23 protein-coding genes are annotated in these 19,537 nt (G+C 49.0%); 8 read left to right on the top strand and 15 right to left on the bottom strand.

The features are described 5' to 3' along the window. Positions 1-30: 30 nt before the first annotated feature. Positions 31-369 carry a hypothetical protein gene (locus D568_RS0107020; RefSeq protein ID WP_020208880.1) on the bottom strand — a complete coding sequence of 113 codons (339 nt, stop codon included), beginning with the start codon at positions 367-369 and terminating at the stop codon, positions 31-33. Positions 370-929: 560 nt separating this feature from the next. Between D568_RS0107020 and D568_RS22200 the strand changes: the two genes are divergently transcribed. Beyond that, a complete protein-coding gene (locus D568_RS22200) occupies positions 930-1,154 on the top strand; it encodes a DNA-binding protein (protein WP_342661972.1) in 225 nt (74 codons plus the stop codon). Next, complete coding sequence (locus tag D568_RS0107005) at positions 1,066-1,707, top strand: SOS response-associated peptidase (protein ID WP_342661970.1); 642 nt, start codon at positions 1,066-1,068, stop codon at positions 1,705-1,707. The genes D568_RS22200 and D568_RS0107005 overlap by 89 nt, the downstream gene beginning before the upstream one ends. An 89-nt stretch (positions 1,708-1,796) precedes the next feature. Here the strand turns inward: D568_RS0107005 and D568_RS0107000 are convergent, their stop codons facing one another. The 7 genes from D568_RS0107000 to D568_RS0106970 form a co-directional block, all read right to left on the bottom strand. Next, the gene (locus tag D568_RS0107000) at positions 1,797-2,309 is read right to left on the bottom strand and encodes a DUF305 domain-containing protein (RefSeq protein WP_020208876.1); all 513 of its coding nucleotides are present in this window, start codon (positions 2,307-2,309) and stop codon (positions 1,797-1,799) included. A 44-nt stretch (positions 2,310-2,353) separates the two neighbouring features. Continuing rightward, positions 2,354-3,058: a MauE/DoxX family redox-associated membrane protein gene (locus tag D568_RS0106995; protein WP_040516365.1), complete on the bottom strand. Its 705-nt coding sequence runs from the start codon at positions 3,056-3,058 to the stop codon at positions 2,354-2,356. A gap of 200 nt (positions 3,059-3,258) precedes the next feature. Beyond that, positions 3,259-3,843, bottom strand: coding sequence for a c-type cytochrome (locus tag D568_RS0106990; protein ID WP_020208874.1), 585 nt, complete (start codon positions 3,841-3,843; stop codon positions 3,259-3,261). Positions 3,844-3,856: 13 nt separating this feature from the next. Continuing rightward, positions 3,857-4,141 carry a hypothetical protein gene (locus tag D568_RS0106985; protein ID WP_020208873.1) on the bottom strand — a complete coding sequence of 95 codons (285 nt, stop codon included), beginning with the start codon at positions 4,139-4,141 and terminating at the stop codon, positions 3,857-3,859. Between the two features lie 58 nt (positions 4,142-4,199). After that, on the bottom strand, positions 4,200-4,697 hold the full coding sequence (locus D568_RS0106980; protein WP_020208872.1) for a DUF411 domain-containing protein: 498 nt from the start codon (positions 4,695-4,697) through the stop codon (positions 4,200-4,202). Positions 4,698-4,753: 56 nt separating this feature from the next. Continuing rightward, a complete protein-coding gene (locus D568_RS0106975) occupies positions 4,754-5,623 on the bottom strand; it encodes a copper resistance protein B (RefSeq protein ID WP_020208871.1) in 870 nt (289 codons plus the stop codon). Continuing rightward, a complete protein-coding gene (locus tag D568_RS0106970; protein WP_020208870.1) occupies positions 5,620-7,473 on the bottom strand; it encodes a copper resistance system multicopper oxidase in 1,854 nt (617 codons plus the stop codon). The genes D568_RS0106975 and D568_RS0106970 overlap by 4 nt, the downstream gene beginning before the upstream one ends. A gap of 183 nt (positions 7,474-7,656) precedes the next feature. On the opposite strand from D568_RS0106970, the gene D568_RS0106965 reads away from it, so the two are divergent. From D568_RS0106965 to D568_RS0106955, 3 genes are all read left to right on the top strand, one after another. Beyond that, a complete protein-coding gene (locus D568_RS0106965; protein ID WP_020208869.1) occupies positions 7,657-8,337 on the top strand; it encodes a heavy metal response regulator transcription factor in 681 nt (226 codons plus the stop codon). Continuing rightward, the gene (locus D568_RS0106960) at positions 8,338-9,741 is read left to right on the top strand and encodes a Cu(+)/Ag(+) sensor histidine kinase (RefSeq protein ID WP_020208868.1); all 1,404 of its coding nucleotides are present in this window, start codon (positions 8,338-8,340) and stop codon (positions 9,739-9,741) included. 154 nt (positions 9,742-9,895) lie between these two features. After that, positions 9,896-10,546, top strand: coding sequence for a thermonuclease family protein (locus D568_RS0106955; RefSeq protein WP_020208867.1), 651 nt, complete (start codon positions 9,896-9,898; stop codon positions 10,544-10,546). Between the two features lie 786 nt (positions 10,547-11,332). Here D568_RS0106955 and topA read toward each other — a convergent pair. Beyond that, complete coding sequence (gene topA, locus D568_RS0106945; protein WP_020208865.1) at positions 11,333-13,291, bottom strand: type I DNA topoisomerase; 1,959 nt, start codon at positions 13,289-13,291, stop codon at positions 11,333-11,335. 83 nt (positions 13,292-13,374) lie between these two features. On the opposite strand from topA, the gene D568_RS0106940 reads away from it, so the two are divergent. The 3 genes from D568_RS0106940 to D568_RS0106930 all read left to right on the top strand — a co-directional run bounded on the left by D568_RS0106940 (position 13,375) and on the right by D568_RS0106930 (position 14,567). Beyond that, a complete protein-coding gene (locus tag D568_RS0106940) occupies positions 13,375-13,644 on the top strand; it encodes a type II toxin-antitoxin system TacA family antitoxin (protein WP_020208864.1) in 270 nt (89 codons plus the stop codon). Beyond that, the gene (locus D568_RS0106935; RefSeq protein ID WP_020208863.1) at positions 13,645-14,157 is read left to right on the top strand and encodes an N-acetyltransferase; all 513 of its coding nucleotides are present in this window, start codon (positions 13,645-13,647) and stop codon (positions 14,155-14,157) included. 149 nt (positions 14,158-14,306) lie between these two features. Continuing rightward, positions 14,307-14,567 carry a hypothetical protein gene (locus tag D568_RS0106930; protein WP_020208862.1) on the top strand — a complete coding sequence of 87 codons (261 nt, stop codon included), beginning with the start codon at positions 14,307-14,309 and terminating at the stop codon, positions 14,565-14,567. Positions 14,568-14,609: 42 nt separating this feature from the next. Here D568_RS0106930 and D568_RS0106925 read toward each other — a convergent pair whose 3' ends face one another. Genes D568_RS0106925 through D568_RS0106900 form a run of 6 tightly spaced genes read right to left on the bottom strand, consistent with a single transcriptional unit; the run spans position 14,610 to position 19,529 of the window. Continuing rightward, entirely contained in the window at positions 14,610-16,244 is a 1,635-nt protein-coding gene (locus D568_RS0106925) for a conjugal transfer protein TraG N-terminal domain-containing protein (protein ID WP_020208861.1), read from the bottom strand. Further along, complete coding sequence (locus D568_RS0106920) at positions 16,241-16,609, bottom strand: hypothetical protein (RefSeq protein ID WP_020208860.1); 369 nt, start codon at positions 16,607-16,609, stop codon at positions 16,241-16,243. The genes D568_RS0106925 and D568_RS0106920 overlap by 4 nt, the downstream gene beginning before the upstream one ends. Then, positions 16,609-17,961, bottom strand: a complete 1,353-nt coding sequence (locus D568_RS0106915; protein WP_020208859.1) for an integrating conjugative element protein — start codon at positions 17,959-17,961, stop codon at positions 16,609-16,611. The genes D568_RS0106920 and D568_RS0106915 overlap by 1 nt, the downstream gene beginning before the upstream one ends. Next, positions 17,948-18,214 (bottom strand): helix-turn-helix domain-containing protein, encoded by a 267-nt coding sequence (locus tag D568_RS0106910; RefSeq protein WP_020208858.1) that lies wholly within the window; start codon positions 18,212-18,214, stop codon positions 17,948-17,950. The genes D568_RS0106915 and D568_RS0106910 overlap by 14 nt, the downstream gene beginning before the upstream one ends. Then, the gene (locus D568_RS0106905) at positions 18,211-18,501 is read right to left on the bottom strand and encodes a hypothetical protein (protein ID WP_020208857.1); all 291 of its coding nucleotides are present in this window, start codon (positions 18,499-18,501) and stop codon (positions 18,211-18,213) included. The genes D568_RS0106910 and D568_RS0106905 overlap by 4 nt, the downstream gene beginning before the upstream one ends. Further along, positions 18,498-19,529, bottom strand: a complete 1,032-nt coding sequence (locus D568_RS0106900) for a TIGR03756 family integrating conjugative element protein (RefSeq protein WP_040516364.1) — start codon at positions 19,527-19,529, stop codon at positions 18,498-18,500. The genes D568_RS0106905 and D568_RS0106900 overlap by 4 nt, the downstream gene beginning before the upstream one ends. Positions 19,530-19,537 lie beyond the last annotated feature (8 nt).

The raw sequence follows: 19,537 nt of genomic DNA, 5'->3' as shown, positions 1-19,537 counted from the left end.
AAACCGACAGAGGATCTCTAGTGCATGAAATTAGGCAATGGGGGGGGGCACATCAGGTGCCAAAAAGTGCTGTGGAGGTAAAGGCAGGTCTTCAGCTCGCCAACGAGGTGCGGAGGGTAAATCGGGCCCATATCCACTGGTTTCAACAAAAAACAGATGGGAATGGGCATGGCAGCTATGGCTGTGAACGCAGCTCCCCCCTGGAGGGTGAGAGTGATTGCCGCGATCGGTGCCGAGTTTACCCTCAGCATTGGCCAAATATTCCAACGCGGACTCATCTCCTGTTACTCGCTCATGCCAGTCCGCTGCGAATACGAGGTTCGCGACAGCTAGCAGCATTAAAAACAGGATCAGAGAGCGTTTTTTCATACGGTTGAGTTTACTAGCAAGCGTTCAGGAAATACAACTCCTTTCCCTTTTACGTAGCCGCGCTTTTGGCTGTCACGGTCAGTTAGCCGCCTTCAGCAGGCCGTAGTCGATGGTTTTCTTGTAGAGCGGAGAGGCATTCGAAGTCGAGGTCATCTTTCTGTGTCGTGTGGAGTAGAGCCATACATCACCTTGAAGGTCATGGGATTTGAGATCAGGGAGAGACTCACTCGGTTAGCGGTTTGCAGCAACCTCTTCATGACTTGCTTGGCCTGGAAAGATCTGTACCTGTACAGATTTTGGCGTCGGCTTGAGCAAACAACGTTCCAGCATCAGATAAACCACTATTATTCTCTGTCAGATTTACCCCATACCAAGCCTCGGACACGACCTAAATAATACGTATTACAGTACGAAATAGACAGGAGGAAAACCCGATGGCCCGTGGCGGTATTAACAAAGCATTGGTGGCGAAGGCCCGTGAGATTGTTCTAGCCAGGGGAGAAAATCCCTCCACTGACGCTGTACATATTGAACTCGGTAACATCGGCTCCAAATAGACCATTTATCGCCACTTCAAAGAACTGGAGGAAGAAGCGTCCACCCGGATGGGGGATGAGACACTGTTAAGCCCGCCCATCAAGGAGCTCGTTGCACGCCTGATATCACATTTACAAGAAGAGGCCCAGCGCATTATTGATGAGGACAAAAGCCACTATGAGAACCAGCTCAATGAACTCTCTGACCACTCCGCGCAAGACAACACAGGAACTCGAATCGAAGCCTAGCCCCTCGAAAAGGCCAATAAGCGATTGCAGGGCTGAGCAAGGTTATACTCTAGGACCAATGCGATGGTGGCTGCACCCGCACTGGTCGCCAGACCCGCCTAATCAGGCATTTAGCATGTTCAATGCGAAAATTGAGACCGTACTGAGCAGCCGGGCCTTCAGGGGGGCGGTACGGCACCGTAGGGGTGCAGTGTTGGCTGCTGGTTTTGTGGAGTGGGAAACCCGATCGGATGGCAAGCAGCCGTATTACATCACCACCGACGACGTCCTGAAACTCGCCGCTATCTGGGATTGCTGGCAAGACCAGGTATGGTCGTGCTCGATCATCACCCAGCCGGCCTCCGATGATTTCAAGCACATTCATCACAGGATGCCGCTGGGCTTAGATGACGATCAGCTCCATCAATGGCTTAACCCTGAGGCGGACGCTAAGCAGCTCCTTAGCGGTCTGAAAGGTGCCTCACAGCCTTTACGGACTTGTGAGGTCGATCGAGAGATTAATAATGCTAGGAACAAGATCTGGCCCGATAGGGCTGCTACTAATAAATTATGAGCTAATTAAGTGTATCGTGTGATTTTGATAATCTGTTCCCCACCAATGACGCTTAAACGCCATTGATGAGGTAAAAAGATATACAGAATTTAAAGTTTACCTTCAAAGTTTGGAATCGGCCGATCTCGCGCCTGTAATTCAGTTGTTGCTTTACCATTTTTTGAGATGTCGTCAAGAAGCCACTCCATTTCTTTAATTTCTTTGCGTTGGGCTTTTATAATTCCATCAGCCAGCTCTCGCACACGAACATCTGTAATTTCAGAACGCTCACTTGTTAATATGGCAATGGAATGATGTGGGATCATTGATCGCATGTACGAGGAGTCTTGTACTGTCGTTTGAGAGCGGAGAAGAAATAAGGCAGCTATAAATACCACAACGCTACCTAAGTAAATTCCAGCATTGACTCTCTGCTTTTTATACATGGACAGCATGAAGCTAAGCATGATTACCGTCATCGCCGCCCCCATCATTAGGGCCATGTATGTTCTTGTTTCACTGTAAAACACATGGTTAACTTCGTAGGTGCTTAGGTACTTTAAACAAAACATAACCACGACTGAAGTGGCAATCATCAGTCCAAATCTAACGTAATTCGACATGGCATCCTCCAAGGTTGAAATGATTGGCTTGTGTTGTTGAGTTACTACTTGAGTAACATCCAAGTCCCCATTGCGATCATCATTAAATTTTCTGTTAATGATATGAATCCTAATGGAACGTTACTGTTGCCGCCCACGCAGGCACACTTTAACTCTCGCTTGTCGATATAAACGGCTTTAAATACAGAAATCGCGCCAATAGTACCGATAAATAATGCAGGTGGTGCAAAAAGCCAAGGGGCTGTTCCGCTCAGCATTCCTATACCTGAAAAAGCCTCAAAAACCGCATAGATATAGGCATAAGGAACAAACCTCATCGCCAATAAATCGTAGGTGATAAACTGTAGGGAGAAAGCGCTTAGATCACGAAGCTTTTGGATAGCCAGGGCGCACATGCTCAAAGCTATGAAAGTCTCAACAATAAAAATAACTTCGAAGCTCTGGAGTTGACGCCAAGCCAGGGCAGAAGCCATCAAAAATGTCATGGCGAAAATGGCTACGACCGGTTTATATGTTGTCTCTTCGGCGGATTCTACCGTCTTGCCAAAAAACTCTTTGAGATCATCATAGCCGCCAATTCGCTCTCCATCAATAAATGTTTGCGGTGTTGTCTTGACATTATTCTCCCTTTTAAAGGACTCTGTTTCTTCCCTTGAAGTAAGAAGATGATCCTCAATTTCATAGCCCTTCCGCTTAAGTAGGTCGCGTGATTTCAGACCGAAAGGGCATATATGCTCATCTGTATGCATTCTGTAGAGAGTAGCGATCTTGCTCAAAATTGCCTCCTAGCTATTTGAATTTGACAGTCAATTAAGCAAAACAAATGCCGAATATACTCGTTGAAATGATAAGGTGGCGAGAGTAAATCCCGAAAACCTCATGGCGGTCTTGTAAAAAATACAATTAGTTAGATAAATAAGGCTTTCTAAAGTAATTTACTTCGGGTGCGCTAATGTGATGTTCCGTGTGTATCGTTTACATCTCCTCTTGCCGTCAATATTTGATATTCTGATTTAGATAAGCTCGGAAGTTTCTGCAGGAACGCCACCATATTCCAAATGCGTTCTTCATTGTGTGTTGGTCCCCACGCAGGCATGCCGGACGCTTTAATGCCATGTTTTATAATCCAAAACTGTCGTCGAATAGCCTCATTACTGGTCGGCTCTGCGATTTGGCTATGGATACTCCCGTCAGCTGAGCTGCTCAGGTTTCGAGGTGAGGGATACAGGCCAATGGTAAAATCACTATCTGTTCTACCCGGCTTCAAGTGACATCCTGTGCACATGTCATTGTAATCGGCTCCACCAGCCAATAGCCGGTCAGCGGATTCCAGGTCTGTTGGGATTTTAATTCCCTTTGCAGCGCGGGCGATGGATTTTTCACGCAGCGTTTCTAATAACCAATAGGTAATTGGGTGGTGCTGGGTATCGGCTCCAATCGGATAAAGTCCTGAATAAATAAACAGCCCTCCCGCCAGGAAGGCTGCAATCACAATGATTAATAAACTTTTAAAGAACGCTGAGATCGATAGCATGGCACCCTCTCAATTAATGTTTATGTTCTGCGTGCTCGTCCTTGTTTTGATTATCGTCGTGCGCATGATCTGAATCGGACTCGTTGTTTTCATTATCATGGTGCATATCTTTCTTGCACTTTTTCATCATGGCTTTCATGACCGGGTCGTCCATATCCATTTTGCTGTGATCCATATTTTTCATTTCGGAACAATCCGGGTTTTCAGCATCTTTCTTGTGCTCCTTGGGATCATGGGCTTGAGCAGCCAAGGTCGTTGTAAGAAGAGTTGACAGTAATATCGATGTAGTCATATTCATAATATAGTTTCTCCAAAAAAGTGGATGACAGGTAAAGCAAAAATTAGATCTCTTTGTTTTATTCAGGTCTGTCGATGTGCGCATAAACGCTTGTGCTTCCATCTTCTTTCATCAGAAGGACATCGTATTCATGAAATTGACCGTTTACTTCCATTCCGGGGCTGCCTAATGGCATTCCCGGAACAGTCAAACCAATGGTGTTTTCTGGTTTTTCTTTTAAAAATCTTTTTACGACAGTTGCAGGAATGTGCCCCTCAAACACATAGCCTTCTATAATGCCTGTATGACAGGATTGATTAGCCGGCATAATTTTATGTTTATATTTTATAGGGTTTAAATTTTCTTGATCATAAACTGTTGTTGAAAATCCTGCATTTTTCATATGATCAACCCAAAGGCCACAACATCCGCAAGTTGGTGTTTTGTAAACAGTCAGAGCAATCGGAGATGCCAAGTCTTCTTCAGTTGATGGCATCGACTGTGAAGCGTCATCCGCAGAGTGTTCAGTGCATGCGGCAAACATAAGACTCGTTATAAATAGCAAAATTTTACGCATAACTTATACGCCTTTTTAATGCAAAAGTATTTCAATGCATGATTTCTTTGGCTGATTCAAAACCAAAACTTCAGGCCAGCCACTAATTGCGAGCTGGATTTATCTTCTCCGGCCGCTAGCAGGTAATCGGCTGTGTCATCAAAAGCTCTCGACCACTCCACGCCGATATAAGGCGCAAATTGACGGCTAAATTCGTAACGGAGGCGCAAACCTGCCGACAAATTTGTTAAACCTGATCCAAGTCCGTTTTCAGGGTCATCTTTGCCAAGTAGATTTATCTCTATTCTGGGCTGCAGTATCAGTCGTTGAGTGAACAAGAGTTCGTATTCAGCTTCGGCAGACAAGGCTGATCGCCCGTCGTCACCGAGATATGCGGTGACATCAAGTTCAAACCAATAAGGAGCGAGCCCTTGAAAACCCAGCGCGAGCCATTGACGATTTTCACCTTCGTCATAGGTATCAACCCGTGCGCCTAGCTGAGCATCAAAATACGCATTAAAGGCACGGCTCCAAAAGACATCGGTGGAACTCTCCTCAAGAGCACCATCAACACTGTCTCCTTCTGTTTTCACAACGAAGCGGTTGTAGGTGGTTCCATACCACGCTTGCAAATCGAAAACAGTACTTTCGGATTTTTCCTGGTACTCCAGGCGATCACCGATGATTGCCCAAAAGCGATGTTCATCGGCCAGCCTTAATTGTCTGGGCCCAGGTAACGCATAAGGCCCCTCAGTCAATGTGAAACCATCTGAATAGGCATGTGGATCACGTGCATTATCAGGAGCTTTGCCACCTTGCGCTTGACCCATCTCGTGCGCTCCCGAATCATGGTTGCTGTGATCCATTTCTGCATAAGCCCCGCTCGCTAGCACCGAAGCCAAAACTAGAGAAATATGGGTTAGCCTGGTGAAATAGTTCATACTCATGACACCACCACTTCACGGAACATGCCCGCATCCATATGGAATAAAAGGTGACAGTGCCAAGCCCAGCGCCCTAGATCGTGAGGTGTAGTGAGAAAGCTGATGCGCTGAGCAGGCTGCACAGGAATCGTGTGGCGTCTGACGCGTAGCTCGCCCTGTTCAGTCTCCAACTCGCTCCACATCCCATGTAAATGCATAGGATGAGTCATCATAGTGTCGTTTTGTAATATGATTCGAACACGTTGTCCGTGCTTAAGGGATACTGGCGTACTTTGGCCGAACTCGAGCCCATCAAAGGACCAGGTGTAGCGCTCCATGTTTCCGGTGAGGTGCAGCTCAAGCTCCTTCTCGGGTATACGAGAGTCATCGAAGACGCCGTCGGTGGATGTTAAGTCAGCCAGGGTGAGCACCTTGTGCCCGTGAGGGCGCAGGCCTTTCTCTACAAGGTTGCGTAACCCCACCCCCGGATCGTCGAGATTAGTGCGTGGTGTATCCACCCGCGCATCAACAGAAGGACCATATTCAGTTCGCGCATGATTGACGCTGGTAGACGGTTTTGCTAACGGATCATTGTCACGGTCTTGCATGCCGTGCATGCTATGATCCATGGCCATACCGCCGTGCATGTTTGAGTGGTCCATCTTATCCATTGCCATATTGCTATGATCCATTCCGGCCATAGGCATATCGTGCCTCACTCCTTCATGGCTCATTGCACCCATCATGTCTTGCATCGCTAACCATTCAACGGGGTCCAGTGCGGGTACGGGTGCTGACAAACCTTGTTGCGCAGCCAGGGTGCCCCTAGCATAACCAGTACGATCCATACTCTGCGCGAAAATCGTGTAGCACTCTTCATCGGGGCTTACTAATACATCGTAAGTCTCACCAGGGCCAAAGCGAAATTCGTCAATTGAGACTGGCTCAACGTCTTGACCATCGGCTTGTATTACTGTCAGTTTTAATCCGGGAATGCGAACATCGTAGAATGAGTTGCTGGCAGCATTAATAAACCTCAAGCGTAGGCGCTCTCCTTTTTTAAATATGCCTGTCCAATTGCCCGAGGGAGTCGTGCCATTCATGAGGTATGTGAGAGTAGCTGCAGATAAATCCGCCAAGTCTGTGGGATTCATTCGCATTTGGTTCCACATCTGGCGCTTGCTTAGTGCCGCCTTCAACCCCTTATCTGACACATCTCGAGTGAAATCAATAAAAGTTGGTTGGTTAAAATTGTAGACGTCCCCTTGGACTTTGAGCTTACTGAACACATGCATCGGATCTTCATCGGTCCAGTCAGAGAGCTGAACTACAAGGTCCCGATCAGTTTTGTGTCTTTCCCCCGAGCGAGGTTCGATGATGAGCGCGCCGTACATACCAGTCATTTCTTGAAAGCCGGAATGGCTGTGATACCAATAGGTTCCGCTTTGACGAAGCTTAAAGCGATAAACAAACGTCTCCCCTGGAGAAATGCCCTTGAAGCTGATGCCAGGAACACCGTCCATTTCGAACGGTAATAAAATACCGTGCCAGTGGATTGAAGTCGGGACACTTAGCCGATTTGTAACTCTTATCGTAACCTCATCACCTTCACGAAAACGCAGAGTCGGGGCGGGAATCGACCCGTTAATGGTCGTAGCCATGCGGGTTACACCAGTAAAATTCACCGGAGTTTGGCCTATTTCCAGGTGAATATTGGTACCAGTGAGTTCGGGAGCCGCACCTGAGGTCGAGTTTGTCGTTTCTCGCGCCAAAAGGGCGGAAGGTGTCATTGCCAGTACACCGCCAACAGCGATGCCTTGAACAAAGCGTCGGCGACTCATTGGGCTGGGAATAGAGCTAGAGAAGCGATTCATGTCGTTTCCAAAAATATATAATCCAAAATTTCGATTTTAGAGGGTGACTGGAAGGTTACAATCCGAAGACTGTCAGGGACATGACCTGAAGATGACAAAGTTGTAATCTTTGTGTCATTTCTCTGGCGGGTTAGTGGGACTAATGTTCCACTAAGACGAAATTGCATACAAGAGGGCCAGAGCGTGCGGCTTTTAGTGGTTGAAGACGAAGTGAAAACTGGTGACTATTTGCAGCAAGGCCTGAGCGAGGCCGGGTTTATGGTGACACTGGCACGAAACGGCCTTGATGGCCACCATCTAGCGATGACAGAAGATTTTGATCTTTTGATTCTCGATGTGATGCTGCCCGATGTAGGAGGATGGCGCATTATCGAGTCGATTCGAGAGTCGGGAAGCAAAACACCGGTACTGTTTCTCACCGCGCGCGACAGCGTTGAAGATCGAGTGAAAGGGCTGGAGCTAGGTGCCGATGATTACCTGGTCAAACCGTTTGCGTTTGCCGAGTTGTTAGCTCGGGTTCGAACCCTGTTGCGAAGAAGTTCAGCGCCTATACTTGCTGATGAAATGAAAGTGGCGGACTTGAGATTGGATCTTATAAAACGTCGAGCTCTTCGTGGAGACCGAAAAATAAGTCTCAGTCATAAAGAGTTTTGCTTGCTGGAATTGCTTGTTCGGCGTCAGGGAGAGGTTCTTCCACGTTCATTGATCGCATCCCAAGTATGGGACATGAATTTTGACTCCGATACCAATGTCATTGATGTCGCTATTCGTCGCTTGAGAAGAAAGATTGATGAAGGTTTTGAGCCAAAATTAATTCATACCGTTCGTGGCATGGGTTACAAACTCGATGTGGAGAATGAGTAGGTGACTATTGGTTTCAAATTGGCGCGACCTTTTTCACTGAATAATAGGGTGATGCTGTTTGTTGCGCTTGCGATCAGTCTAAACCTTATTACGATCGGCCACCTCGTTCAAGAGTCGGTTGAACAACATTTTGCCGAACAAGATGCTGACGAGCTGGTTGTTATAAGTCGTGCTGTTGAAAAGGCACTAGAAAAAGCTGTTCTTTCTGGTCGATACGCCGTTGACACGTTACCACATGCCGTGTCGGGTCACCACGGTGTGTATTATCAGGTTTGGGATGAATCGTATGCACTGGTTTATCGTTCAGATGAAGCCGTATTTCCCTCCAGAGCTGCTTTCAATAATCCGGTTAAGGTTATCAAGGCAAACAATCTCGTCAGTTGGAATATCGATGAAAAAATATATCGGGGAGCAATGACAGAGGTAAATATTGACGGACAGGATTACCTCATCGCTGCGGCCATTAATATGGACTTCCATATGTATTTTCTCGAGCACTTTAGCCGAAACTTATGGTTGATAATGTCAATGGCTGGTGTGATTACATTGCTTGCAGCCTGGTATGGAGTTCACCAAGGACATGCTCCTCTACGATCTTTAAGTGAATCCATTCGTTCCGTGCAGGCCAATCAGCTGGATATTCGATTAAACGAAAGCACTGTTCCAAAAGAGTTGCAGCCGTTGGTTGAGTCCTTTAACCAAATGATTAGTCACCTCGAGGACAGCTTTACTCGCTTGTCTCACTTTTCAGCTGATATCGCTCATGAGCTGCGCACACCACTTACGAACTTGACGACACAAACTCAAGTCGCTTTGGGCAAAGCAAGAACGTTAGAGGAGTATCGCGAGTTACTCTACTCAAACCTGGAAGAGCATGAAAGGTTAACCAAAATGGTTAATGATATGCTTTGGTTGGCGCAAAGCGAGAATGGCTTGCTTAAACCTAATTTGGAGAAGTTGGATTTAAGACAGGAAGTCGAGGTCATCTTCGAGTTTTTCGAGGCATTATCAGAAGAGAAAAATATTAAGCTCGCGGCGAGAGGTGACCATGTTCACGTAAAAGCCGACCGTTCAATGCTGCGCCGAGCGATATCTAACCTTTTATCTAATGCTCTGCGTTATACACCGGAAAATGGGACAATCAATGTGATCGTTGAACGGCTAGGCCAAAAAGCTCATTTGATCATTGAGAACTCAGGGCAGAGTATTGCTGCTGAACATCTACCAAAACTTTTTGACCGATTTTATCGGGTTGATCCCTCAAGGCAACATCAAGGAGAAGGGTCAGGGTTGGGCTTAGCCATCGTTAAGACGATTATAGAGAGCCATGGAGGTGTGATAAATGTCTCTTCGGAGAATGAAACAACGCGCTTTATGATATCAATGCCTAAAGATGAATTGTAAACTTCCAATAAGCTAGGGCATTTACCGTTGGCGCGGAACACAGGTCGTGCATCACCAATTCCTCTTTAGGTCTAGAATGGTCAAAACTCGCCACCCGTCCGATACGAAAATTTAGACGAACGATTTTTTTGGAATAATTCTGCTGGCCTCAACTATGCTGCGAGTCAACGCAACTGTATTCGTCGTACTTATACTTTCGATTCCCGCCGCACTCGCGCAGAATATTCATGGCCGAGTTGTGTCCGTGACAGACGGCGACACGATAAAAGTGCTTTCCGAAAACAATACTCAAACCAAAATACGATTGGACGGTATCGATGCCCCTGAAAAAAGCCAACCATTTGGCGGGGCTTCTAAGAAGGCTCTGACCAAGAAGATTGCCGGCCGGGATGTGTTGGTGTTATCGAAAGAGAAAGACCGGTACGGTCGCACTATCGGTGTGGTCATGCTCGCTGGCAGAAATATAAACCGTGAAATGGTCGCTGAGGGTTACGCTTGGGCGTATCTAAAATATCTCACAGACCAACGTCTAATCGAGCTAGAGAGTGAAGCGAAAGCCTCAATGCGTGGCCTGTGGGCCCTTCAGTCTGATCAGGTCCAGGCGCCATGGGAATGGCGGGCAGATAGGCGCTCAGGGCAAGCCAGATCGAATACCAACAACGCGCCAATAGATGGCCGTTGTGGGCAGAAGCGGACCTGTAGCGAGATGGCGTCATGTAGTGAGGCTAAGTTTTACTTGGCTAAGTGCGGTTTGCCCATCGATGGCGACGGGGATGGAGTACCTTGCGAGTCAATTTGCCGCTGACAGTGGATGAAATATCCGGTCAGTGGTTTTTAATGTAAGCCCGAAACCGCTTTAGATCTTCGGCCGTTGGATTTCTTATTGCCTCGGCTATTGCCTCTGCAGCGCTTTGGCTTGAGGTATGTTTGTCGCCGTTGTGTTTCTTCGCAGGGAGGGGCTTAGGTTGGTTTGGCATGGTCTACAGCTCTAGATTGATTGTGTGATCAATATAATAAGATCCAGATTGCGCGCGATGGCAATACCGGAATCTCTCCACATTAAACCGGTGCTTTTGTGCTGGGCTGGTACCGGAATTTCTCCATAATAGCGTCCTCAGTATGCGTGACCATCGACCTGGAGGCTAGAGAATACGTGCACTTTAGCATGTTAATTCTAGGACAACCCGGACTACCGGAATTTCTCCACATTAGAATTGAAGTAGCTATTTTCTCTTGGTGCCGGAATTTCTCCACAATTACTTATCTGACTGTATTGTCTGAAGTTTTTAGCCATGCTTCGAGTATTTCATCTGTTCCAGAAGTAAAGTGATGCCATGAATCTAGCTCTGTAATCAGCTTTGTATCAATAATTTTGTTAAGTACACCAAGGCTGTTGAGCTCCTTTAGTACTCCAAGGCAGGGCTTTGTCGGCTCTGAATGACATGCCCATGTCTTTCCATGAGTTACACGCATGGCTAGAATCTCAAAGGGCGTCGGTATGCACCCATAATTCTGTATCATTTCGCTTTCATCCGTATAGGCGAATGGGCAAGACGTCACGCTGCAGCTCGCCCTGCAGTGTTTAGCCCTATCACTCATTATTTATCCTCCCATCACATTTCGGAAATCCACTACAACCCCAAAAGTCATAGCCGGACTTGCCGCCTTTCTTCCGGCGAACCAGCTCCTTCCCGCATTTCGGGCAAGGTGTTTCAGACACTTCCCGTTCTTTAGGTTTGCCTGGCTTACCATTCTTGTCTGGCAGAGTCACTTTGCACTCAGGGTAGCCAGAGCAACCCCACCAGGCTTTCTTGCTGGATTTACCCGGGCGGCGAGTCAGCTGCTCCCCGCACTCCGGGCACGGGTGATTCATTCCGGCCGGCACCTCGACTTTGACCGTATCCATATTGGTGAGCTCGGCGGTCAATCGATTATCCAGAGTCGCGATCACACCCTTGTAGCCGGCGCGACCTTCCGCGACCTCGTCCAGCTGGGCCTCAATGGACTTTGTGAAATCCAGCTCGATAAAACTGAAACGACTGGCGACCAGGCAGTCGACCACCAGGTACCCAGTATCGGTCGGTACAAGGTACTTGCCGGCCGAGTCATAAGTGACATATCCGCGGGACATGATGTTCTCCATGATCGCGGCGTAGGTCGATGGTCGGCCAATACCTTGCTTCTCCAGCTCTTTGATCAGCTGTGCCTCGGTGAAGCGCGAAGGTGGCTTGGTACGCTTATCCAGGACTTTGCCCTCAGCAATGTTGACCAGCTGGCCCTCCTGCAGCTTGGGTACCGGATTGGCCGCTTCCTCAGGGTCTTGTTTAGACGCCGGCGCATCGTCGGCATAGACCGTCTTCCAGCCCGGATTGAGCTCGGTACGGCCTTTGGTCACACATTCGACGGGCTTACCCTGCAGCTGCTCGCCGGCACGGAGTTTGACCGTGCGCACCGCGTATTTGGCTGCCTGCAGCTGCGAGGCCAAGGTACGCTGCCAGATCAGCTTATACAGCTGTTGCTGATCCGAGGTCTCGCCAGCTTCGACCAGGTCAATGTGAGTCGGCCGGACGGCTTCGTGCGCCTCCTGGGCGTCACCTTTGGCTTTCCAAGTGCGTTGACGATCGACGACGGGCAACCCATTCGCTCGGCCGTAATCCTGGATCTGTGCGAACGCCTCCTCTGATAAATTGGGTGTGTCAGTTCGCATGTAGGTGATGTGGCCTTGTTCGTAGAGCTTCTGAGCGGCGGCCATTGTGGCCTTCGGCTTCATCTTGAGGCGGCTGGAGGCCGCTTGCTGCAGCGTAGAGGTGATGAACGGTGCTGGAGGTGCCTTGGACTCCTGAGTCTCCTCACAAGCGATTACAGACGCCTCCGTGACATTTGCCACCCATTCGGCCAGGGAGCGGTCAAGCAGGTATTCCTGCCCCTCCAGGAGGAACGGCTTGGCGTCCCAGTCAGCAAACCAGCCACCGAGATTCCACCGTGCACCATAGTGATCTGTGGTGACAAAGGCTTGAATGGCTCGTTCACGATCAGCAACGATGCGCACGGCCGGTGACTGCACTCTGCCTGCGGAGAGGCCTCGCTGTTTGGTCACATCTCCGAGCTTGGGTGATACCCGGTAACCCACGAGCCTATCCAGGACGCGACGGCCCTCCTGGGCAGCTACACGACGGTAATTGATCTTTCCAGGCTTACTGATCGCTGCTTTGATGGCTTTTGCCGTAATCTCTGAGAAGACAATCCGCTTGGGCTCCTTGAGTTTGAGAGCCTGCTGCAGATGCCAGGCAATGGCCTCCCCTTCCCTATCCATATCCGTTGCCAGATACACCTCATCGGCGCGCTGTACGGCCTTTCTGAGTTTGGCCAGAACATCTTTACCCCTGGTCGTGGGCACGTACTTTGGCCGGTATTCTGGTGCTTCTACGCCCATTTCCTTCTCGGGAAGGTCCCGAACATGACCAACACTGGCCTGGACTTCCCAGCCTGAACCAAGAATCTGACTGATCTTTTTGACTTTACCGGGTGACTCGACGATAACGAGATTCATTGGTGCTTCCTCGCATAGGTAAAATTGATTTTTGTACGGCAATCTGCCGTATGATATAGTGTGGCAAATCGTGGAGGTTTCTTATGGCAACAAAGACAGAACGAATAGAGGCCCGCTTCCCCGCCGAACTTAAGGTTTTGGCGGAGCGAGCTGCATTGGCCAGCGGCTATAGCCTGACGGACTACCTTGCTAACCTGGTCCGCAACGACGCTATTGAACGCCTGAAGTCCCAAAGTGAAATCCAGCTGACGAACGAGCGGTTTGATCGTTTTGTTCAAGCATGTGAAGACGCTAAAGCGCCGAGCAAGAAAATCATCGAAGCTGCTGAAAAGCTGGACAGAGAGGGATTTTAATTGCCTCTTGCCAAGGATTTTGTCCCGGCCAGTAAGGCATTGCACGACCTCAAGGGGTTCGACTGCGGCAAACCGGATATGAACACCTTCCTGTCCCGCTTCTCTGAAAAGCATGGAAAGCTTGGATTGAGCCGCACTTATGTGTTGCCAGAAGTGGCCGCTTCTGGAAAATCCCCCATAGCGGCCTATTTCACCCTGGCTACCAACAGTGTTGTTAGAGAGAAAATCCCGATTAAACAGAGTCTGCCGCAATATCCGATCCCCGTGGTGTTAATGGCTCGATTGGCTGTTGATGACCGCTATAAAGGGTGCGGACTCGGCAGCAAAACGCTTGTTTACGCGCTACGCAAAGCCGTGGCGCTGAGCAAAGCCGGGTTGCCAGCGTACGGATTAATCTTGGATGTCCTGGACGAAGACGCTTTAGGCTTCTATCAGCACTTTGGTCTCTTCGAGTCATTTACCGACGATCCCATGCGACTGTTTGTTCCAATGAAAACTCTGGAGCAAATATAAGCAGGTCAACTTAGTGTAAATTACGTAACTCATTGATTTTACTTGCGACCTTTTCTTTCAAACGCCAATTTCACTGAGACTGCAACAGCAGTGGTTGAACACGGATTGACCACCGGCTAAACTGTTAGGGCAATCAGGAGGATTTACCCATGCAAGCCACAGACACTGCCACAGATCGAGATTTCGCACGGAAAGCCGCGACCGCTGTTCGCTGGGCGGGTAAAGCGCTGTGGTTCGTATTTGGCTCATTGGTTCGGGTTTTGTATCTAGCCATAACTTCTCTACTCGCTATTGGCTCCGCTCTGCCAAGTGCGAAAGAGGAAACTTCCGATTACCATTCTAGCGACCCTGGTCCGGCACCATTTGAGCCTGGACACAACCCTCAGCGTTGGAACGATTATTATCAATGAACTAACTGGTCGGTTTTTACTTTTGGTCAGATTATTCACTAGTTAGTTTTTCGTTAGTTTTCCTCCAATCGACTTTCCAACACCCACTCCAGCATTTGCGATAACTTTGGCATCAGCAGGCGCCCGCGAAGCAGCATTACCGGCATTATTCGCTCCAACACCAGCTAAAGATGAACTAGCATCTCCAGCTTTAGCGCCCACCGCTCCCATCAGCGATGTAAATATTATTGGGAGTAAGATGTGCATCCATCGCGTAATAAAATTAAGCGCTGATACCGCCATATCCATTTTTCCACCGTTTGAAGAAACAAGAATCCAGCGACTTAAATCACCACCGACTACGCCACTCCAGGCAGACAATAAGTAGTTATCAATCCAGGCAGCCACTGCGAATAAGAAGGCCCAGAAATACACTGAAAATTTAATCAGCATCAGTGTCACAACAGCCCCGACACTGTAACCACTGGCAGTCAATAAAATTGGAATTAAGAAAGTAATGACCATTAGTAAAATGGCTCGCAGCATCGGCGCGGCTGTTTGAGTCATAAGCGCTTTGCTGCGATCGCCGAGAGAGGATGCATCGGCAACAACGGCTACGCCACGCTGGGCAGCGTCTGAGGCTACATCGCCCCATGATTCATCGCGAGGGTAGCGATTCGATTGCTGCATACGCACTGTATCGTGATCACTCATAAGGATGGTCTGAAGCAACATGTCGTCATAGGTAGGTCGTGGGGTTACACCATTGTCAATCTGCGACTGAACGTATTCAGGCCAGAACTCGGCAAGATCTGAATGCTCGACTTTGAAATGCCTCACCAGACGATCGCGAAGCCCGTTATAGGGGCTTTCCCACCATTCATCACAGAACGGGAAACCCTTACCGTCAGACAAGATTGCATTAGTGGCTTTAGCTTCGTCTCTTGAGGCGACATAGGGAAAACTGGATAAGCCTTCTTCCGCCCTAAAATGACGATAGTACGGCTGACCCGCTAGGAAAATCTGACTGCCAGCCCATTTCACATCGTCTGGCGTTGTCGTACCCATACCATGGGTCGCTAATCCTGGCTTCTCTCGTAGGTAGCGATTGAAACTGGGGCGCCAGCAATCTCGCATAAACATACCGAACTCATCGGCAAGGTCAGGATTTTCAATGCGGGATGTGGTTGCGGCCGTAGAGATTCTTCGAATATCGGTCTGGCAAGGAAGAGCGGACTTCGCGCTCAAGGACAGCGATGATGCTACATAATCCCATACGTACCACAGTACCGGTATTTTGATTGTATCGCCGCCTAAATCGAGTTCTTGCACCTGGTCATAGGTGGTGCCTGTGTTACCGTAATCGTTCTGTTCCACGTCTGGTGTCGATCCCCCTTCACCGGGTGAACAGGTGGTGTCCATGGCTCTCACATTGCTGACAGAAAGATTGATCATTGGGTTGACGCAAAGCAATAAAACAAAAAATGCCACATAGAGTTGCATTTCTGTTCTATTGAAAAACGATACACCGATATCGTCTTTGTCTCGGTTGTTTCTCGCATCGATGATATTGCCACCGATGATGAAGGCAAATGGGATCAGGATGATCCCGGTGCCCATCATTAACGTGAACAAACCATTATTGATATGCCAACCCATGACGGTGGTGTAGAGCTCAAAAGCGTCATTGACGATCATGCCAAGCTCCCCAGTGAACCAATTATGTTAAACGGAAAAAGCAGCTCATAGACAACGAGCACACGCAGTAATGGCCATCGCCACCGCATGGCATAGTCAAAGACTTGGTGATGATCTTCTCTTTCTACAAATGACTTTGCGAGCCAAAGGCTTATTCTCGGCCAACTAATAATCAGCAGGGTATAGGCAAGCCACCGAGATACTGTAAGCCACCAAAAAGATGCCTCAGCGAAGGTGCCCAATGATTGAGCGCGCTCTGGTGATTGGATCATCCAGAAACCGAGAGCGACGAGAATCCCCAAGATGGCTACAGTAGAAGCCGAATAAACCAGACGTTTTTTCCAGCGACCAGTGGATGCAGACATTAGTTTCTTACCCCACCGCTGAACGGCTGAATGTCAGGCGAGTTGGGAAAGCCTACAGCTGCTCCGGCATCGCCCGATTGCATGCGAATTGAACGTCGCTCCATAAGAACCTGAGCTGTTTTGGCAAAGACCTGTTGCTTAACATTTTTCTCATAAAGAATGCCGTCGATTTCAGCCTGAAGGCGCGAGAGAACCTTATCGGCTTCTTTTTGGTATTCGGCATTGGCAGCGACATTTGGCTCCTGCCGGCCAGCCTTGATCAGATCCATAGCCACCAGTGCTTTTTCCACGGTTCTAGCCAGGGCCAATTCAGTGGCCAGGCGTGCCCCTAATATGGATCGCTCGGCTGTATTTTCCTCTTCGCGTAATGCTCGAATCAGATCCTCAGTAACCATAATACCCATGCCAGGTGCACTGATCTCATCGAGCTCATCTTTTGTGGGCTGGCTGGACATGCCTACCAGTGTGCCTAGCTCGGGAGCAATCTCTTCACGTTCCTCTTTGATCTTTGTTCGGAGGCCTTGACCAATTTGCGTTTTAAGCTTAGGAGAGCAGCTTTTGCAGACTTTGACTTCTTTCTCACCCACAACGCTGGTCACCCAATCGACCGCATCATCACGGTGGGACCATAACTTTTCGATTCGTGGGTCGGTCGAGCCTGGGTTTAAGTGGTTGTAACCCGCTCCAACCACATCACCGACGGTACGAATAGGCTCTTGCCAGCGTCCACCGAGCTGAATACCGTCTGGCCCTTGGATCCCTTCATTGCCGGCCGTGCGCTCAACTTCTTTTTCGGCGGCGCCGGCATCCGGTTGTGAGGACTGCTCATTCCAGCTGTCGCGAGTACCGATAGAGACCCAACCGTCGACCGGGTTTTCGCCATTTGAGACATCGTTGACCATCGCCTCACAGGATTTAACACTCAGATTGTATTCTTCCTTCGCGTCGACCAGGCCTTTCGTGATCAGATCGTAAATACCTGGATTGGCTTCCTGCAATCGCGAAATCCCCCAACTTGCGACCAGTGTTGGAATGCTGGAGATCACATCATCCACGTAGCCATACAAGCTCCGTTCGGCATCTCGCAGTGTGTTTTTGATAGATGCTTCAGGATCAAAACCGGCACATACGTTGCCCGTGCTCCACCTCATGCCGACACCCAGACTCAGGTGATACCGTTGGTCATAGGCAAACAGATAAGGCTCACCACCACCGATGTTGTAGTACAGAGCAGAATTATCGATCGGCCGTATCTCAACATTGGCGAGATCGATATCCGCCGCTACACCAGGTAGAACGTTAACGCCTGCCATTGTAAGAATCAGTGCGGAAAGTAATTTATTGGTTTTCATCTGTACCTCCTGGAGCGTAGTGCCACGGGTTTATACCCTCTAGTTCCTGGCTTAAGGTCTGAACTAGGTATTTACTGGGCTTGGTTTCACCAGCGAGCGCCTTATACAGCGTGTTTCTATGCACCCCACATCGCTTGGTAAGCTCGCTAAGCCGGTCTCGGCGGGCATGACAGATCAGCGTCAGTGTGTGCTGCAAAGGCACACCGTGGCGCATACCGAGCCTTAGGTACGCTTCAATGGCCGCCTTATTCATTGCATAAGCCCCTCGGGGTCGGTATAAAAGCGGAGGTGGCCCCCTTCCTGGTATTGCACCAGCGGGTTGCCAGGAAGGTACGGATCACTGCTGGTACCCTTCTCAACACATTCTGAATAGGAGGACTGTGTTGAGCGGCCGCGCCCCAGCGCGGTCGTTAAAGTACTGGGACCGTTAAACCGCACTTGATCGGTGCGGATCCATAGCCTGCCGGGAGCTATCCCGGTGACCGTACCCCTGGGGGCCACCTCCAAACCGGTTTGTAACTCGACGGATGCACTGATCACATCATGCTCCCACTACCCGAGCTACCAAAATCGGCCCCATCGGTTTCCATTAGATCGTCAAAGTCTTCATCGTCAAACGAACTGGCTTCACCTTCGGTGAGGTCAATACTGAAGATCAATACCGCCCCCTCGCGTGAACAGCATGAATACGGACGCCACAATAGCCAGGCGTACTGCTCATCAGTGTCGTATTTAAAGTTTGACCAACCTGACCTGGTACCGAAAATTTCACCCTTGGTCTGGTACTTGGGTACCAGCATTTGCCACTTATGAGTGGTCATATCGTTTTCTATAATTTCTTCTGCCGGCCAGCACTTATCGCCACAGTCGGTTTCTGGCTCCAGCCGCACTCGCGTGTTGTCATTGGGGTTGGTGACAATGTAGCCCGCCCGCTGAGCCGACAATGCGGCCGCTTTGGGATCCTCCGGGTGGATAGACCAACCGCATCGAGGGTATACGTTGCCAAATTTAACCGTGGTGGTACCCATATCATGAGCACCGGTGTAGCTCTTGGGGTTGAACATATCGGGGATGTTCATATGCCAGCCGATGTAATCGGCCGTCCAGATGTAGTACGGTTTGTAAGTAGTAATTCCTGATTTACAGAACATGCCGTCGAACGCATCATGCATTTGCTCAAAGATGGCCACTCCAGGATTGCCCCACACCTCGGTTTTTTTGAATCGGAGGTGATCGACGTGCTTACTCTGTGTTGTGGCAAATCCCGCTGCGAACCCAAACATTTCATTGGATGAGTCAACGACAGATTGCATTTCCTCGAACGGTGTTTCTTCGTTGCTGTAGCTAGTTACTACAAAATCTGGGACAAAATTTTTAAAACGTATTGAGTAATCAAAATCGCAACCCCAAGGGGTGCACGTCATCCAAATACAGACTCCAACGGGCTTCCAGTCTATACAATCGAAACAGTCTACGGAGGCTTGTAAAAGCATTTCCGTATCAATGGAGTCAGCGCGAGATGCATTCACCGACAGCATAATCAATGTTGCAACCAAGTACTTACACATGGCCAGCA

Source organism: Gilvimarinus chinensis DSM 19667, from assembly GCF_000377745.1.
Taxonomy (GTDB): Bacteria; Pseudomonadota; Gammaproteobacteria; order Pseudomonadales; family Cellvibrionaceae; genus Gilvimarinus; species Gilvimarinus chinensis.
This window is presented reverse-complemented; position numbering and strand designations above follow the sequence as displayed.

Excerpts from the sequence above, each read along its gene's own strand:
- D568_RS0106970 (WP_020208870.1), bottom strand. The coding sequence starts at position 7,473 with ATGAATCGCTTCTCTAGCTCTATTCCCAGCCCAATGAGTCGCCGACGC.
- D568_RS0107020 (WP_020208880.1), bottom strand. The coding sequence starts at position 369 with ATGAAAAAACGCTCTCTGATCCTGTTTTTAATGCTGCTAGCTGTCGCG.
- D568_RS0106985 (WP_020208873.1), bottom strand. The coding sequence starts at position 4,141 with ATGAATATGACTACATCGATATTACTGTCAACTCTTCTTACAACGACC.
- D568_RS0107000 (WP_020208876.1), bottom strand. The coding sequence starts at position 2,309 with ATGTCGAATTACGTTAGATTTGGACTGATGATTGCCACTTCAGTCGTG.
- D568_RS0106900 (WP_040516364.1), bottom strand. The coding sequence starts at position 19,529 with ATGTGTAAGTACTTGGTTGCAACATTGATTATGCTGTCGGTGAATGCA.
- D568_RS0106920 (WP_020208860.1), bottom strand. The coding sequence starts at position 16,609 with ATGTCTGCATCCACTGGTCGCTGGAAAAAACGTCTGGTTTATTCGGCT.
- D568_RS0106990 (WP_020208874.1), bottom strand. The coding sequence starts at position 3,843 with ATGCTATCGATCTCAGCGTTCTTTAAAAGTTTATTAATCATTGTGATT.
- topA (WP_020208865.1), bottom strand. The coding sequence starts at position 13,291 with ATGAATCTCGTTATCGTCGAGTCACCCGGTAAAGTCAAAAAGATCAGT.
- D568_RS0106955 (WP_020208867.1), top strand. The coding sequence starts at position 9,896 with ATGCTGCGAGTCAACGCAACTGTATTCGTCGTACTTATACTTTCGATT.
- D568_RS0106940 (WP_020208864.1), top strand. The coding sequence starts at position 13,375 with ATGGCAACAAAGACAGAACGAATAGAGGCCCGCTTCCCCGCCGAACTT.
- D568_RS0106930 (WP_020208862.1), top strand. The coding sequence starts at position 14,307 with ATGCAAGCCACAGACACTGCCACAGATCGAGATTTCGCACGGAAAGCC.
- D568_RS0107005 (WP_342661970.1), top strand. The coding sequence starts at position 1,066 with ATGAGGACAAAAGCCACTATGAGAACCAGCTCAATGAACTCTCTGACC.
- D568_RS0106915 (WP_020208859.1), bottom strand. The coding sequence starts at position 17,961 with ATGAAAACCAATAAATTACTTTCCGCACTGATTCTTACAATGGCAGGC.
- D568_RS0106925 (WP_020208861.1), bottom strand. The coding sequence starts at position 16,244 with ATGATCGTCAATGACGCTTTTGAGCTCTACACCACCGTCATGGGTTGG.
- D568_RS0106910 (WP_020208858.1), bottom strand. The coding sequence starts at position 18,214 with ATGAATAAGGCGGCCATTGAAGCGTACCTAAGGCTCGGTATGCGCCAC.
- D568_RS0106975 (WP_020208871.1), bottom strand. The coding sequence starts at position 5,623 with ATGAGTATGAACTATTTCACCAGGCTAACCCATATTTCTCTAGTTTTG.
- D568_RS0106995 (WP_040516365.1), bottom strand. The coding sequence starts at position 3,058 with ATGCATACAGATGAGCATATATGCCCTTTCGGTCTGAAATCACGCGAC.
- D568_RS0106980 (WP_020208872.1), bottom strand. The coding sequence starts at position 4,697 with ATGCGTAAAATTTTGCTATTTATAACGAGTCTTATGTTTGCCGCATGC.